Below are 13642 nucleotides of genomic sequence, written 5' to 3'. Positions count from 1 at the left end.
CATCATGACGCTCAGCGCAGCTCCGCTTATCTACCTTCTGGTCTTCGTCGCGGTGATCTTCCTGGTGGAAGGCCTCTACCTCACGGTCTTTGGCAAATCCATCCAGCTGAACAACCGCCTGTCGCGTCGCCTTGCGCTTCTGGAGAAGAACCAGGACCGCGAGAAAGTGCTGGAACAGCTCCGCAAGGAGATGTCGCAGCACATGAATTCGCGCGGCATCCCGCTTTACTCGCTTCTGGCCTCCAAGGCGCAGAAGGCCAATATCGCCTTCAGCCCCAAGCAACTGGTCATGATCATGGCCGGGCTTGGCGTCTTTGCCTTCGTCGGCCTGACCATCGGCACCGAGGCCTCTCCGGTCGTGCGCGGCGGCATCGCGGTCGCCATGGGCATCGGCGGGGTCTATGTCTGGGTCAACAACAAGGCCAAGAAGCGCATGTCGCTTCTGGAGGAACAGCTGCCTGACGCGGTCGAACTGATGGTCCGCAGCTTGCGCGTCGGTCACCCGTTTTCGTCCGCCATCGCCAATGTGTCGAAAGAGGTCGCCGACCCCTTGGGCACCGAATTCGGCGTCATCGCCGACGAGGCCTCTTACGGCCGCGACATCGCCGAAAGCCTGAAAGCCTTTGCCGAGCGCATGGACAACCAGGACTTGCGCTTCCTGGCCGTCGCCGTGACGATCCAGCAGCAATCGGGCGGCAACCTGGCCGAGATCCTCGAGGGCCTGGCCAAGGTGATCCGGGCGCGCTTCAAGCTCTTCCGCCGGGTCCGCGCCATCACGGCCGAGGCCAAGTGGTCGGGCGGCTTCCTCTCGGCCTTCCCGCTCGGCGCGCTGGTCATGATCAACGTCATCCAGCCCAATTATTATGACGACGTGAAAGAGACGGCGGCCTTCATTCCCGCCTGCCTGATCGTCGCCGTCCTTCTGACCGTCAACGTGATCTTCATGAAGGTCATGGTCAACATCAAGGTCTGACCCACATGCTCGACGCTCTCCAGACCACCATCACCGCCAAGCTTGGTCCCTTGGGTCCGCTCTATGTCGTTGGCCTGCTTGGGCTTCTCTTGATCCTGGCGGTCCTGCCCCAGGTGATGAAGCGCAAGCCCGAGCCCTTCGAAAAGCTCAAGGCCATGCGGGCCCCCGCAGCCGACCCCAAGTCCAAGGACAAGGGCCAGGCGCTGCGCCGGGGCGATGGCAAGGTCGACAAGCTGCAAAAGTTCTCGGCCTTCCTGGAACCGCAAGACGCCGAGACCATGTCGGCCGCGCGGCTGCGCATGGTGCGGGCGGGCTATACCAACAAGAACGCGGTGCGGATGTTCCACTTCGCCCAGTTCGCGCTTGGCATCGGCCTTCTGCTCGCTGGCCTGATCTACATGGTCATCGTCAGCCAGACCTCGGAGGTTTCGACCCAGTTCAAGATCCTCGTCGTCCTGATCCCCGGCGCCTGCGGCTATTACCTGCCGCAATACTGGGTGACCCGCCGGGTGGGCGAGCGGCAGAAGCAGATCATCCAGGGCTTTCCCGATGCGCTGGACCTGATGCTGGTCTGCATCGAGGCCGGTCAGTCGCTGGACCAGTCGATCAACCGCATGGCCAAGGAAACCCGTGCCGGCTATCCGGCCCTGGCCGACGAGCTCGACATGGTCTCGCACGAGGTCAAGGCGGGCAAGGAGCGCGTCATGGTCTTGAAGGACATGGCCGAGCGGGTGAACGTGCCCGACGTCTCCTCCTTCGTCACGACCCTGGTGCAATCGGCCACCTATGGCACCTCGATTTCCGAGGCCCTGCGGGTCTATTCCTCGGAAATGCGCGACAAACGCGTGTTGCGGGCCGAGGAAAAGGCCAATACCTTGCCGACCAAGCTGACCTTGGGCACAATGCTCTTCACGGTGCCGCCCTTGATGATCATTCTGATCGGGCCTTCGGTCATGGGCATCACAAAGATGCTGGCGATGGGAAGCCCTTGAGCCTCCCGCAAGGGGTGGGTTTTGCGAAAGCTTCTTCTGATTGCGCTCTTGATGCTCCCTGCCTGTGGCGGGGGGCTTTCTTCTGGCGGCATGACGCCCCCGGCGGTCGATGGCAGCGCGCGCGGTGTCGATGGGCTGGAGGTCGGCCACCGGTTGATGGAGGCGGGGGAATATGAACTCGCGCTCAAGGCCTATTACCGCGCCGCCGCCGAGGATGGCATGTCGGTCGATGTGCTTTCGGCCGTGGGCTCGGCCGACCTGAAACTTGGGCGGCTGAACCAGGCCGAACAGGTCCTGCGCCGCGCCCTGACGGAAGAGCCGACCTTCGTCCCCGCCCTGAACAACCTGGGCGTGGTCCTGATGGAACAGGGCAAGTTCGGCGAGGCCAAGGCGATCTTCCAGCAGGCCTTCGAGCTCGACAGTGGCAATTCGGATTCGATCCGGCAGAATTTGAAGCTGGCTATCGCCCGGTCGGAAAAAACCGTCTATGGTGAAGAGGATGCCCAAGAGGCGCCAAAGTTCAATCTCGTGCGACGCGGGACGGGTGATTTCGTCCTGCTGAGCCAGCTTTAGGCGCCCTTCCGGGTTCGAGCAGCAAAAGGACGCAAAATGCGCCACCCCAATCTTCTGGTCCTGTGCCTTCTGGGCGCGGGTCTTCTGGCCGGTTGTCAACAGGGCCTCAGCCGCGAAGAGGCCGACCGCGCCGTCGCCGAGGCCCAGGCCGTCGACCAATCCAACCTGACCGATATCATGCTGACCGTCGCCGATCCGATGGAGGCGGTGAATTATTTCAAGAACGCGCTGGCCGTCACGCCCGACAACCTGGACCTCAAGCGCGGCCTCGCCCGCAGCCAGTCCCGCGCCGGGCTTTACGCCGAGGCCACCGCGACCTTGGGCGAGATCCTCGCCCTGCCCGAGGCCAATGACGACGACCGCCTGGCGCTCGCCGATGTGCTGATCCGGTCGAACGAGTGGGACAAGGCGGCGGCGACGTTGAACGCGATCCCGCCCACGGTCGAGACCTATGAGCGCTATCGGCTTGAGGCCATGGTGGCCGACAGCAAGAAGGACTGGAAGAAGGCCGACAGCTTTTACTCCGTCGCCGTGGGCCTGACGAACAAGCCGCAGTCGATCCTGAACAACTGGGGCTTTTCCAAGCTGACGCGGGGCGATGGTCCGGGGGCCGAGAAGCTCTTCCTTCAGGCTTTGACCTATGATTCCAAGATGTTCACCGCCAAGAACAACCTGGTCATGGCCCGCGCGCTGCAGCGCAAATACGACCTGCCCGTGATCACCATGACGCAGGATGAACGGGCGAAACTGCTTTACACCGCTGGCCTTGCCGCCGTGAAACAGGGCGATCCGACGACGGGCAAGCGCTTGCTGCAAGAGGCCGTCGACACCGCCCCCACCTATTTCGAAGAGGCCGCCCGCAGCCTCGCCGCGCTGGAGGGCCAATGATGCCTGCAACCTCTGCCCTGATCTTCCTGCCCTTTACCCTGGTCATCGCCATCTGGGTCAGCTGGAAAGACCTTTCGACCATGAAGATCCCCAACCTCGCCGTGCTGGCCCTTGGGGCGGTCTGGCTGGTCATCGGGCCCTTCGTCATGCCCTGGTCGGACTGGCTTTGGGGCTTTGGCTTTGCGGCCATCGCCTTTGTCGTGGGCTTCATCACCTATCTCGTCATGGGCGTGGGCGCAGGCGACGTGAAATTCGCCACCGCCATGGCGCCCTTCTTCGTCCAGGCCGACCTGCGTTTCTCGCTTTTCCTCATCTCGGCCTGCATGATCGGCGGCCTGGCCTGCCACCGCCTGGCCAAAGCCATCCCCGCCGTGACCGCTGCCACCCCCGATTGGGAAAGCTGGAAGCGCAAGCGCTACATGCCCTTCGGCCTCTGCCTCAGCGGCATCCTGGTGTTTTACCTGCTCTCAGAGGCGATGAAATAGCCAAGCCGCTGCCATCACTCTGCCCTTTTTGACGGGTAGAAGAGGCGGATATTCATGCGAGGTGCCGAGATGAACATGCAAGTCGCCCCGCCCGCCTCGGGCGTCACCCCTCCCGCCCAGCCCAAGACGCTGGACGAGGTCGGGATCTCGATCGTGATGATGCGGGACCTGCTGTTGAAGACCATGTTCCGGATGAACCTGGACCAGGTCTCGGCGCTGGCCCGGGTGATCTGCCTGCCCGGCACCCTGGTGCAAGAGCTGATCGACATGGCCCGCCAGCAGCGCCTCGTCGAGGCCACGGGGACGCTGCATGCGACCTCGGGCGGCGAGATGGGCTATCAGCTGACCGATGGCGGCAAGGCGCGGGCCTTGGACGCGCTGTCGCAGTCGGAGTATTACGGCGCCATGCCCGTGCCCCTGGCGGCCTATACCGAACAGGTCAAGCGGCAGTCCGTGCGCAACATGAAGATCACGCGCGACAACCTGATGAAGGGCATGGGCCACCTGATCCTGCCCGATGACCTGATCGGAAACCTCGGGCCTGCCGTGGGTTCGGGGCGGTCCATCCTGATGTATGGCCCGCCGGGCAACGGGAAATCCTCTATTTCCAACGGCATCCGGGCGGCCCTGGGCGACAAGGTCTATATCCCCCGCGCCATCGAATACTCCGGCCAGATCATCACGGTCTATGACCCGATCGTCCATTCTGCCGCCGTGGAGCAGGTCGATGACCCGACCGCGCTCCGCCGCAGCGGGCTTCGTTTCGACACCCGCTATGTCATGTGCGACCGGCCCTCGGTCATCACGGGGGGTGAACTTTCCCTCGACATGCTGGACCTGAAATACAACCCCGTCGCCCGCACCTACCAGGCCCCCCTGCAGTTGAAATCCTCGGGCGGCATCTTCATCGTCGACGACTTGGGCCGCCAGGCCGAGCCGCCGCAGAAGCTGGTGAACCGCTGGATCGTGCCCCTGGAAGAAAGCCGCGACATCCTCTCGCTGCAATCGGGCGAAAAATTCACGGTGCCCTTCGACACGCTGGTCATCTTCTCGACCAACTTCCACCCGAACGAGATTTTCGACGGCGCGGCTTTGCGGCGGATCTTCTTCAAGATCAAGATCGACGGGCCCAGCCAGGACAACTTCCTGAAGATCTTCGCCATGGTGGCCCGCAAGAAGAAGATGCCGCTGGACGAGACCGCGCTTTTGCATCTGTTGAAGGTCAAGTATCCGACGATCAACAACAATTTCGCCAACTACCAGCCGGTCTTCCTGATCGACCAGATGATCGCCATCTGCGAGTTCGAGGGCATCCCCTACCAGATGACCCCCGAGCTCATCGACCGCGCCTGGGGCAACATGTTCGTGCGGGACGAAAAGATCGCGAAGTGATCACTCAAGCCTGACCATGCGGCGAAGCGTGGTGGGGTCGTTCATGTCGGGTGCGTATTGCAGGGGCATGGCTTGGGTCGGGGCATACCAGACGGTCATGGCAATCCAGGGCTGTCCGTTCATCCACATCTCGCGGTTGACCACGATCACCGGGTAGTCGCAGCCCCCAAGAGACACTGTCTCGTGGCGCAGCGCCGTCAGGGTCATGGTCACTTCTCCGGACTTCTGCCCGTCGGTCATGGTGCCCTTGAAGGTCACGGGCTGATCGAGTGGCAATTCCTCGGGCAAAGGCAGCTGCTCGGGCCAGGTAAAGACCCGTTCCGCCACTTCCCCCTTGATCGCCATGCGCATCTGGAAAAAGCCGTTGCGCATTGTGGACTGGCCGATCTTGCCGTTCGACATCACCGTTTCGTAAGTCACATCGCCGCCCGAGCGGGCGAGGAAATCCACCCGCTCTCCGGTATCTGAGATGGCGGCCTTGGGCAGATCGACGCAAGCCGCAGCCGCAGGGCCAGCCAGAAGCCAAAGGCACAGGATTACACGAACCATCGCACGCCCTCTTCTGTCACGATGGCATCAAGCCGCTGGTCGTGTTCGTCGATCGGCACCTCGTCCACCTCCTGCGCGGCAAAGGCAAAGCCAATGACCGTGACCTTGTGGCGCGCGCGCAGGGCCTGGACCGTGCGGTCATAGAAGCCCCCGCCATAGCCCAGCCGAAAGCCCCTGGCGTCAAAGGCCAGAAGCGGGGCGATCATGACCTGGGGCTCGATCCAGGCGCCCTCGGAGGGGATCAGCGCGCCGAAATCGCCGGTCATCATCGGGGCCTCGGGCGTCCATTGGCGGAACCGCAGAGGCGTCGCGGGGGCGGTGATCACCGGCACACCCACCGGGCCGATATGGCGCGCCATGGCGGGCAGCGGGTCGATCTCGGTCCGCATTGGCATATAGCCCGACAGGGCCAGTTGCGCATATCCCGCCAGCACATCGGCCAGGATCTCTGCCGCCTGCCCCTGCCCGCGAGAAAAAGCCTCTTTGCGCCTCGCGAAAGCGGCCCTCCGCGCGAGCGCCTTGATGTCGTCCATGCCCTGCCACCCCAGCCGATGAAAAACCCGGCTCTCCCTTGTTCATAATATCGGCAAACCCCTGCTGCGGCCATTACCTTCCGCTTGCAGAAAGCAGTTTCCATCAAACGGCAGCCCCAAGGAATTTACCCCGCCGCCTGCGACGCCTAGAATTGCGGCAACGACAGGGGAGAGCGTCATGGCCGATTTGCTGATGGGACAGGTCCTGTCCTTTGCGGGTGACGCCTTCGCGGGCGGCACGGCGCGGCTGGACGAGGCGCTGGTGATCGAGGGCGGGCGGATCCTCGCGCGCGGCGGGGCCCGGGCCTTGCGGGCGGCCTATCCGGAGGCCCGGGTCACCGATTATGGCCAGGACCTGATCTCGGCCGGGTTCATCGACGCCCATGTCCATTACCCCCAGACCGCGATCATCGCGAGTTGGGGGAAAAGGCTGATCGACTGGCTGAACACCTATACTTTCCCCGAAGAGATGCGCTTCGCCGATCCCGCCTATGCGTCGGAGGTGGCAGAGCGCTATTTCGACCTGGCCCTGGCGCATGGGACGACCTCGATGTGTTCCTATTCCACGATCCATCCCGCCTCGGTGGATGCGTTTTTTGCAGGCGCCCGCGCCCGGGGAATGCGGGCCTGGACGGGCAAGACCTGCATGGACCGCAATGCGCCCCCGGGCCTCTGCGACACGGCGCAATCGGCCTATGACGACAGCAAGGCGCTTTTGGAGAAATGGCATGGGGTGGAGCGGCTCTCTTACGTGATCACGCCGCGGTTCTCGCCCACCTCGACGCCCGAGCAACTGGCGGCCCTGGGTGGGCTTTGGCGCGAGTATCCCGATTGCCTGATGCAGACCCATCTGTCGGAACAGGTCGACGAGATCGCCTGGGTCAAGGAGCTCTTCCCGCAAAGCCGTGATTATCTCGATACTTACGAGGCGCAAGGGCTGCTGCGCGAGGGGGCGGTCTATGGCCATGCCATCCACCTGACCCCCCGCGAGCGGGCGCGGTTGGAGGAGGCCGGGGCCTCGCTGGTGCATTGCCCGACGTCCAACACCTTCATCGGCTCGGGGCTTTTCGACATGGGGCTGGCCGCGCGCCTCAGGGTGGGGCTGGCGACCGACACCGGGGGCGGGTCGTCCTTTTCGATGCTGCGGACCATGGCGGCGGCCTATGAGGTGGCGCAGCTGCGCGGTCAGGCTTTGCACCCGTCACAGCTTTGGTGGCTGGCGACCTGCGGTTCGGCGCGGGCTTTGCGGGCGGAAGGCAAGGTCGGCAACATCGCATCGGGGATGGAGGCGGACCTGGTGGTCGTCAACCTGAAGAGCACCGCCGCCATCGAACAGGCGACGCGCCGGGCCGAGGATATCTGGGAGCAGGTCTTCCCCACGATCATGCTGGGCGATGATCGGGCAATCAGGGCGGTCTGGGTGGGGGGAATCGCGCGTTGACCGCTTGGGGAGGGCCAGCCCTCCCCAAACCCCTCCCGGGATATTTTTGAAAAGATGAAACCAGGGCCTCAGCCCTTTACGCTTGATCCTCGACGCCCAGGTCCCAGCCGTCGGGGTAGAAGTCGAAGCCGAGGGCGATTTCGGTGGCGAGGCGTTCGGCCTCCCAGATCGCTTCGGGCTTGATGGCCAGGGTGATCGTGGCGACGAGGAGGTCGTCGTCGCGGGTCACGTCGAAGCCCTTGGCGCGCAGGGCCTTGCCGAGCGCGTCATAGCGGGCCTCCTCTTCCTCGGGCAGGAAGAGGAAATCGACCGGGGCGCGGTCAGGGAGCTTCGGCCCCTTCGGCATGTCGCGGAAGGTGTCGAAGGTCTCGCGGCGTTGGGCTTCGAAATTGTGGCGCATGGTCTTGGGTATCACGCGGCCAAGCGGCGGGCCAGATGGTTTTGCCGCTCGATCACACGGGGCAGATCGATGGTCAGCATCTGGCCGGAGCCCACGACCTGGCGGCCCTCGACGAAGAGGTCATGCACGCGGGTAGGCCCAGCCAGGACCAGGGCGGCGGGGTCCCAGGAGCCGGCGCTTTCGATGCCGCTGGTGTCCCAGATTGCGATATCGGCGCGCTTGCCCGGGGCGATCATGCCGCAGTCGTCGCGGCCCAGGACCCGGGCGCCGCCGAGGGTCGCGATCTCCAGGGCCTCACGCGCGGACATGGCATCGGCCCCGCGCGAGACGCGCTGGAGGAGCATGGCCTGGCGGGCCTCGGCGATCAGGTTGCCCATGTCGTTGGAGGCCGATCCATCGACGCCGAGCCCCACCTTCACCCCGGCATCCCGCATCTGGCGGATGGGCGCGATGCCCGAGCCGAGGCGACAATTCGAACATGGGCAATGGGCAATCCCGGTGCCTGACCCGGCAAACATTGCAATTTCCGAACTATTCAGCTTGACACAATGGGCATGCCAGACGTCATCGCCCGTCCAGCCCAGATCCTCGACATATTGACCCGGGCGGCAGCCGAACTTGGCGAGGCTATAGGCGATGTCCTCGTCATTCTCGGCCAGGTGGGTGTGGAGCATGACCTTCTTGTCCCGGGCCAGGATCGCCGCCTCGCGCATAAGATCGCGCGAGACGCTGAAGGGCGAACAGGGGGCAAGACCCACGCGGACCATGGCGCCCGGGCGCGGGTCGTGGTGGGCATCGACCAGGCGGATCATGTCTTCCAGGATCGCGGGCTCGCGTTCGACCAGGCTGTCGGGCGGCAAACCGCCGTCACTCTCGCCGATCGACATGGCGCCGCGCGTCGGGTGAAAGCGCAGGCCGACCTCTGCCGCCGCCGCGATGGAATCATCCAGGCGCGAGCCGTTGGGGTAAAGATAAAGGTGGTCGCTGGTCAGGGTGCAGCCCGACAGCGCCAGTTCCGCGAGGCCCACCTGGGTCGAGGTGAAGATCTCCTCCGGCCCGAACTTCGCCCAGATCGGGTAGAGCGTCTTCAGCCAGCCAAAGAGCAGCGCATCCTGACCGCCGGGAACCGCCCGGGTGAGGCTTTGGTACAGGTGATGGTGGGTGTTCACGAGGCCCGGCGTCACCACCCTGCCCCGCGCCTGAACCACGCGGCCCTGCGTCGTCAGGCCCGGCCCAACCGCCACGATCACGCCATCCCGGATCAGGACATCGCCCTCGAACTCGGCTCTCTGGTCCATCGTCAGGACATGGCCACCACGGATCAGGATTTCGGACATGAGAGGACCCTTTCACCCCCTTCGGTGCCGGGTCATCTGCGCGACAGAAGGGGAGAAGGACTCGCGCGGGGACAGAGTGCCAGAAAGGCGGGCGCAGACAAAGGGGGAGGCCAGCGGAAACTCTTTCCGCTCAGGCCGAAAGATCAAGCCGCCTGGTTTTGCGACACGACAGCCGACAAGCCGATTTCGGCTCGACCTTGGCCAGGGCGAGGCCGGAAGCCCGGCTCAGGCGTTCAACAGCGCCAGGGCCTCGGCATGGATCGCCCTGTTGGCCGCCGCCAGGACGCGGCCGCCCATATGGGCGCGGCCACCCTCCCAGTTGGTGACGACGCCGCCCGCCGCCTCGATCACCGCGATGGGGCCCTGGACGTCATAGGCCTGGAGCCCCGCCTCGATCACCAGGTCGATCTGCCCCGCCGCGATGAGCCCATAGGCATAGCAGTCGGTGCCATAGCGCGTCATCCGGGCCTGGGCCTTGACGCGGTTGAAGGCTGCGCCCTCCTCCGGCGTGCCGACTTCGGGGAAGGTGGTGAAGAGGATGGCCTGCGACAGGGGCCGCGCGGCGCGGGTCTTGAGCTGGCGGCGGCCCATCGGCCCCACGACCTCGGCGCGGCCGAGGCCGCCCGAAAAACGTTCTCCGATATAGGGTTGGTCGATCAGGCCATAGATCGGCCCCGTCTCATCCATGACGGCGATCAAGACGCCCCAGGTCGGCGTGCCCGCCAGGTAGCTGCGCGTCCCGTCGATCGGGTCCAGCACCCAGGTCAGGCCCGAGGTCCCGGTGGTCGTGCCGAACTCCTCGCCCAGGATGCCGTCCTGCGGCCTGCGCGCCGCAAGGATCTCGCGCATCCGGGTTTCCGACAGGCGGTCGGCCACGGTCACCGGATCGAAGCGGTCGGTCTCCTTGTTTTCCGCCGAAAGCTCGGTGCGGAAATGCAAGAGCGTGGCCGCGCGCGCTGCATCTGCCAGCGCATCGGCCACGCTCATAAGCTCATCTGCCAGCGTCTTGTCCATGCCGCCCTCCATCGCTGAAACGGCGATAGAGGGGCGAGACGGATCGGTCAAGCAGCCTCGGAGAGAACCCGGGCGAGATCGAAGAGGCGGCGACGCTGGGCCTCGGGGATGGCGTAGTAGGAGCGCACCAGTTCGGCGGCCTCCTTGTCGTTCATCATGTCGCTGGTCTGGGCCGTTTCGGCGCCCGAGAGACCTTCGAAGAAGAAGCTGATCGACACGCCCAGGGTTTCGGCGATGTCCCAAAGACGGGAGGCCGAAACGCGGTTCATCCCGGTCTCATACTTTTGAACCTGCTGGAACTTGATGCCGACCTTTTCGGCCAGTTGCTGTTGCGTGATGCCGACCATCCAGCGCCGATGGCGGATACGCTTGCCCACATGGGCGTCAACCGGGTGTTTCATGAGCTTGCTCCTGACTCTGTACCGTCCCCACCACTCTATAAGCAAGAAACATGCCAATTTCCCGCAGGACGCGACAAAGCTGCAACCAAACGGTTTATCGACATGGCGCCTGTCTTTTTGAACAGGTTCAATTATACGGCCGGACAAGAAATCAATCTCTGACTGTCGAAATCGCCGAAAAGGGTTTTGAACGGTCAGCCATTCTCCCTAAGGGAGAGTGGCAAATTGCAATGCATTTTGCAAAAATCCCCGGGGTAAACTTTCGCAAAATGCAATGATTCTCCCCGTCCTCTGCGCCTCAGGCGGGCATCAGGTCTTCTTTGGGCTGGCTGCGCGGGCGGCCCGGCGCATAGGCGGCGCGAATCAACTGAGCGAGACGCTCGCTGGCGGGGCTCGGCACATGGCCCTGGTAGAGGTTGATCTTCAGCCGCCCCAGCTCGGGCAGCGCCCCGCCATGACTGATGCGCTCGACATGGCGCGGCTCGGTGCCCTCCAGCACGGTATGGACAGCGAGATCGGCGCTGACCGTCGCTTCGACCGTGCGGGTGTTGTCGCTGTCCACCGTCAGGGTCCAGGGGATGCCCGCCGCGTCCAGCCGCTCTTGCACCCCCTTGCGGAAGATGCAGCGCTGTTCATAGGCCAGGGGCAAGGGCCGCTGCCGCCAGGCCTGCCCCCCCGGAGCCCCGACCCAGACCAGCTGCAATTCGGCCAAAGAGACCCCGCCCTCTTCGACCCCATCCTCGGTGGTCAGGATCACGTCAGCCTCGCCGCGCCCGAACTGCTCCTTCAGGATGCGGGTGAACGAGGACAGGAGTCGCACCTTCACATTGGGAAACTCTGCGGCAAAGCGCTGAAGCACCTGGGGGATGGCGGGATAGACGATGTCATGGGGCACGCCAAGCGTCAGCTCGCCTTCGAACCGCGCCTGGGTCAAAAGCCCGTAGACCTCGTCGTTCAGCCCCAGCATCCGCCGCGCATAGGACAGAAGCTGTTCGCCCGCCGCCGTCGGGACAAGTTTGCGTGAGCTGCGGTCCAGAAGCTGGACGCCAAGGCCATCTTCCAGCCGCCGCATCTGCATCGAGACGGCGGATTGCGTCAGGTTCAGGAACCCCGCCGCCCGGGTGACGCCCCCGGCATCGACGATGGTGACGAAGGACCGCAGGGCGGTCAGGTCAAGGTTGCGCGGCATATCACCAATCCTGATGCAGGGGACAACGATCATTCATTTCCGTTGTGTCGCAGAACGGCGCATCATCTGCAAGACAGATGAAACCCTCAACGATATCAGGATTTGTGATGGAACTCGCTCTCTCCCTGCCCCGCCGCCGCCGCCCCTGGTCCGGTCTTGTCCGCGCCCTGACCTTGCACCGCAGCCGCAGGGGCCTGGCCGCACTGGATGACCACATGTTGCGCGACATCGGCCTGACGCGGGCCGAGGCAGAAGCCGAGGCCGAGAGGCCGCTCTGGGACGCGCCCGGGCATTGGCAGGCGCGCTGAGCCCGAGGTCGGGCGCAAAATGAAGTCTTGCGAAAACCTGCGCGGAAATCCTTGAAATCGACAAGGTCAGTCCCGATATTCTGCCCAAGTGGTCGGTAGTTCCGGCCCCTATGACAGACAGAGGGAAAAATGGCTGACTTTCAGACGCGGACTTACGGCGCCAGTGCCGGCCTTGCCATCGACGAGGGCCTGCGCGCGCATATGAACAAGGTCTACGGCACGATGTCCGTGGGCATGCTGGTGACCGCTGCGGCGGCCTGGGCGATCTCGGGCCTTGCGGTCACGACGGTCCCCGGTTCGGCCGAGGCGGTGCAGATCTCGTCGACCGCCTATCTGACGGGCCTGGGTGAGGCGCTCTACATGTCGCCCCTGAAATGGGTGATCATGTTCCTGCCGCTGGTCATGGTCTTTGGCTTCTCGGCCATGGTGCCCCGCCTGTCGGCCGCTGCGGCGCAGCTGTTCTTCTACGTCTTCGCCGTGGCCATGGGCCTGTCGCTGTCCTCGATCTTCCTGATCTACACCGGCGGCTCGATCGCCTCGACCTTCCTGGCCACCTCCGCCTCCTTCGCGGGCCTGAGCCTTTACGGCTACACGACCAAGCGCGACCTGTCGGGCTTTGGCTCGTTCCTGATGATGGGCGTGATCGGCCTCCTGGTCGCCTCGCTGGTCAATCTCTGGCTTGGCTCGGGCGCGCTGGCCTTCGCGATCTCCTTCATCGGCGTCCTCTTGTTCGCCGGCCTGACGGTCTATGACACCCAGGCGATCAAGGTGAACTACATCCAGCACGCCCGTGGCGGTGACGCGGCCTGGCTGGAGAAGTCGGCGATCATGGGCGCCCTGACGCTCTATCTCGACTTCATCAACCTCTTCACCTTCCTGCTCCAGTTCCTGGGTCAGCGGAACGAGTGATCGGACCAACATGACGCGAAAGGCCGGGGGAGACCCCGGCCTTTTTCATTTGCCCAGCCCGTGCAGGAAATCAACCACCGCGCCCCGCCCCGCAAGATGGCGCAGCTTCGGCCCCGCCACCTGCCGCGCGAGCCAGCTCTTCCCCGACCCCGGCTGCCCCACGATCATCACCCGCATCGCCGCCCCCCCGCAATCAGAGCCGCAAAAGCCCGATTCAGACTTGTCCAAATAGGCGCGTCGTCCCCCAAGGCCACCAGG

Annotated in this window: 17 protein-coding genes; 9 read left to right on the top strand and 8 right to left on the bottom strand. The window is 64.3% G+C overall.

Annotation, left to right across the window (positions count from 1 at the left end; all coding sequences use genetic code 11):
- Nucleotides 1-4: 4 nt before the first annotated feature.
- From GV832_RS13935 to GV832_RS13910, 6 genes are all read left to right on the top strand, one after another.
- Nucleotides 5-973 (top strand): type II secretion system F family protein, encoded by a 969-nt coding sequence (locus tag GV832_RS13935; RefSeq protein ID WP_168775493.1) that lies wholly within the window; start codon nucleotides 5-7, stop codon nucleotides 971-973.
- 5 nt (nucleotides 974-978) lie between these two features.
- A complete protein-coding gene (locus GV832_RS13930) occupies nucleotides 979-1965 on the top strand; it encodes a type II secretion system F family protein (protein WP_168775492.1) in 987 nt (328 codons plus the stop codon).
- A 51-nt stretch (nucleotides 1966-2016) separates the two neighbouring features.
- Nucleotides 2017-2538 (top strand): tetratricopeptide repeat protein, encoded by a 522-nt coding sequence (locus GV832_RS13925; RefSeq protein WP_168775528.1) that lies wholly within the window; start codon nucleotides 2017-2019, stop codon nucleotides 2536-2538.
- Nucleotides 2539-2574: 36 nt separating this feature from the next.
- Nucleotides 2575-3426, top strand: a complete 852-nt coding sequence (locus GV832_RS13920) for a tetratricopeptide repeat protein (protein WP_168775491.1) — start codon at nucleotides 2575-2577, stop codon at nucleotides 3424-3426.
- Nucleotides 3423-3911 (top strand): A24 family peptidase, encoded by a 489-nt coding sequence (locus tag GV832_RS13915; protein ID WP_227754419.1) that lies wholly within the window; start codon nucleotides 3423-3425, stop codon nucleotides 3909-3911. The genes GV832_RS13920 and GV832_RS13915 overlap by 4 nt, the downstream gene beginning before the upstream one ends.
- Before the next feature lie 69 nt (nucleotides 3912-3980).
- A complete protein-coding gene (locus GV832_RS13910; RefSeq protein ID WP_168775490.1) occupies nucleotides 3981-5303 on the top strand; it encodes a DUF8689 domain-containing protein in 1323 nt (440 codons plus the stop codon).
- Here the strand turns inward: GV832_RS13910 and GV832_RS13905 are convergent, their stop codons facing one another.
- The gene (locus tag GV832_RS13905; RefSeq protein WP_168775489.1) at nucleotides 5304-5852 is read right to left on the bottom strand and encodes a hypothetical protein; all 549 of its coding nucleotides are present in this window, start codon (nucleotides 5850-5852) and stop codon (nucleotides 5304-5306) included. It lies immediately after the preceding gene.
- The gene (locus tag GV832_RS13900; RefSeq protein ID WP_168775488.1) at nucleotides 5840-6385 is read right to left on the bottom strand and encodes a 5-formyltetrahydrofolate cyclo-ligase; all 546 of its coding nucleotides are present in this window, start codon (nucleotides 6383-6385) and stop codon (nucleotides 5840-5842) included. The genes GV832_RS13905 and GV832_RS13900 overlap by 13 nt, the downstream gene beginning before the upstream one ends.
- A gap of 178 nt (nucleotides 6386-6563) precedes the next feature.
- On the opposite strand from GV832_RS13900, the gene guaD reads away from it, so the two are divergent.
- Nucleotides 6564-7826, top strand: coding sequence for a guanine deaminase (guaD, locus tag GV832_RS13895; protein WP_168775487.1), 1263 nt, complete (start codon nucleotides 6564-6566; stop codon nucleotides 7824-7826).
- A gap of 76 nt (nucleotides 7827-7902) precedes the next feature.
- On the opposite strand, the gene GV832_RS13890 is transcribed toward guaD, so the two are convergent.
- From GV832_RS13890 to GV832_RS13870, 5 genes are all read right to left on the bottom strand, one after another.
- On the bottom strand, nucleotides 7903-8226 hold the full coding sequence (locus GV832_RS13890; protein ID WP_168775486.1) for a hypothetical protein: 324 nt from the start codon (nucleotides 8224-8226) through the stop codon (nucleotides 7903-7905).
- Between the two features lie 11 nt (nucleotides 8227-8237).
- Nucleotides 8238-9563, bottom strand: coding sequence for an 8-oxoguanine deaminase (locus tag GV832_RS13885; protein WP_168775485.1), 1326 nt, complete (start codon nucleotides 9561-9563; stop codon nucleotides 8238-8240).
- A gap of 225 nt (nucleotides 9564-9788) precedes the next feature.
- The gene (gene hisN / locus GV832_RS13880; RefSeq protein WP_435531762.1) at nucleotides 9789-10577 is read right to left on the bottom strand and encodes a histidinol-phosphatase; all 789 of its coding nucleotides are present in this window, start codon (nucleotides 10575-10577) and stop codon (nucleotides 9789-9791) included.
- A gap of 47 nt (nucleotides 10578-10624) precedes the next feature.
- Nucleotides 10625-10978: a helix-turn-helix domain-containing protein gene (locus tag GV832_RS13875; RefSeq protein ID WP_168775483.1), complete on the bottom strand. Its 354-nt coding sequence runs from the start codon at nucleotides 10976-10978 to the stop codon at nucleotides 10625-10627.
- Nucleotides 10979-11276: 298 nt separating this feature from the next.
- Entirely contained in the window at nucleotides 11277-12167 is an 891-nt protein-coding gene (locus GV832_RS13870; protein ID WP_168775482.1) for a LysR family transcriptional regulator, read from the bottom strand.
- 107 nt (nucleotides 12168-12274) lie between these two features.
- On the opposite strand from GV832_RS13870, the gene GV832_RS13865 reads away from it, so the two are divergent.
- Together GV832_RS13865 and GV832_RS13860 are read left to right on the top strand one after the other, a co-directional pair.
- The gene (locus GV832_RS13865; RefSeq protein ID WP_227754418.1) at nucleotides 12275-12475 is read left to right on the top strand and encodes a YjiS-like domain-containing protein; all 201 of its coding nucleotides are present in this window, start codon (nucleotides 12275-12277) and stop codon (nucleotides 12473-12475) included.
- 129 nt (nucleotides 12476-12604) lie between these two features.
- A complete protein-coding gene (locus GV832_RS13860) occupies nucleotides 12605-13384 on the top strand; it encodes a Bax inhibitor-1/YccA family protein (protein ID WP_168775480.1) in 780 nt (259 codons plus the stop codon).
- Nucleotides 13385-13429: 45 nt separating this feature from the next.
- On the opposite strand, the gene GV832_RS22340 is transcribed toward GV832_RS13860, so the two are convergent.
- Entirely contained in the window at nucleotides 13430-13561 is a 132-nt protein-coding gene (locus GV832_RS22340) for a hypothetical protein (RefSeq protein ID WP_265332514.1), read from the bottom strand.
- Between the last annotated feature and the right edge of the window lie 81 nt (nucleotides 13562-13642).

This window comes from Stagnihabitans tardus, assembly GCF_009925085.1.
GTDB classification, from domain to species: domain Bacteria; phylum Pseudomonadota; class Alphaproteobacteria; order Rhodobacterales; family Rhodobacteraceae; genus Stagnihabitans; species Stagnihabitans tardus.
This window is presented reverse-complemented; position numbering and strand designations above follow the sequence as displayed.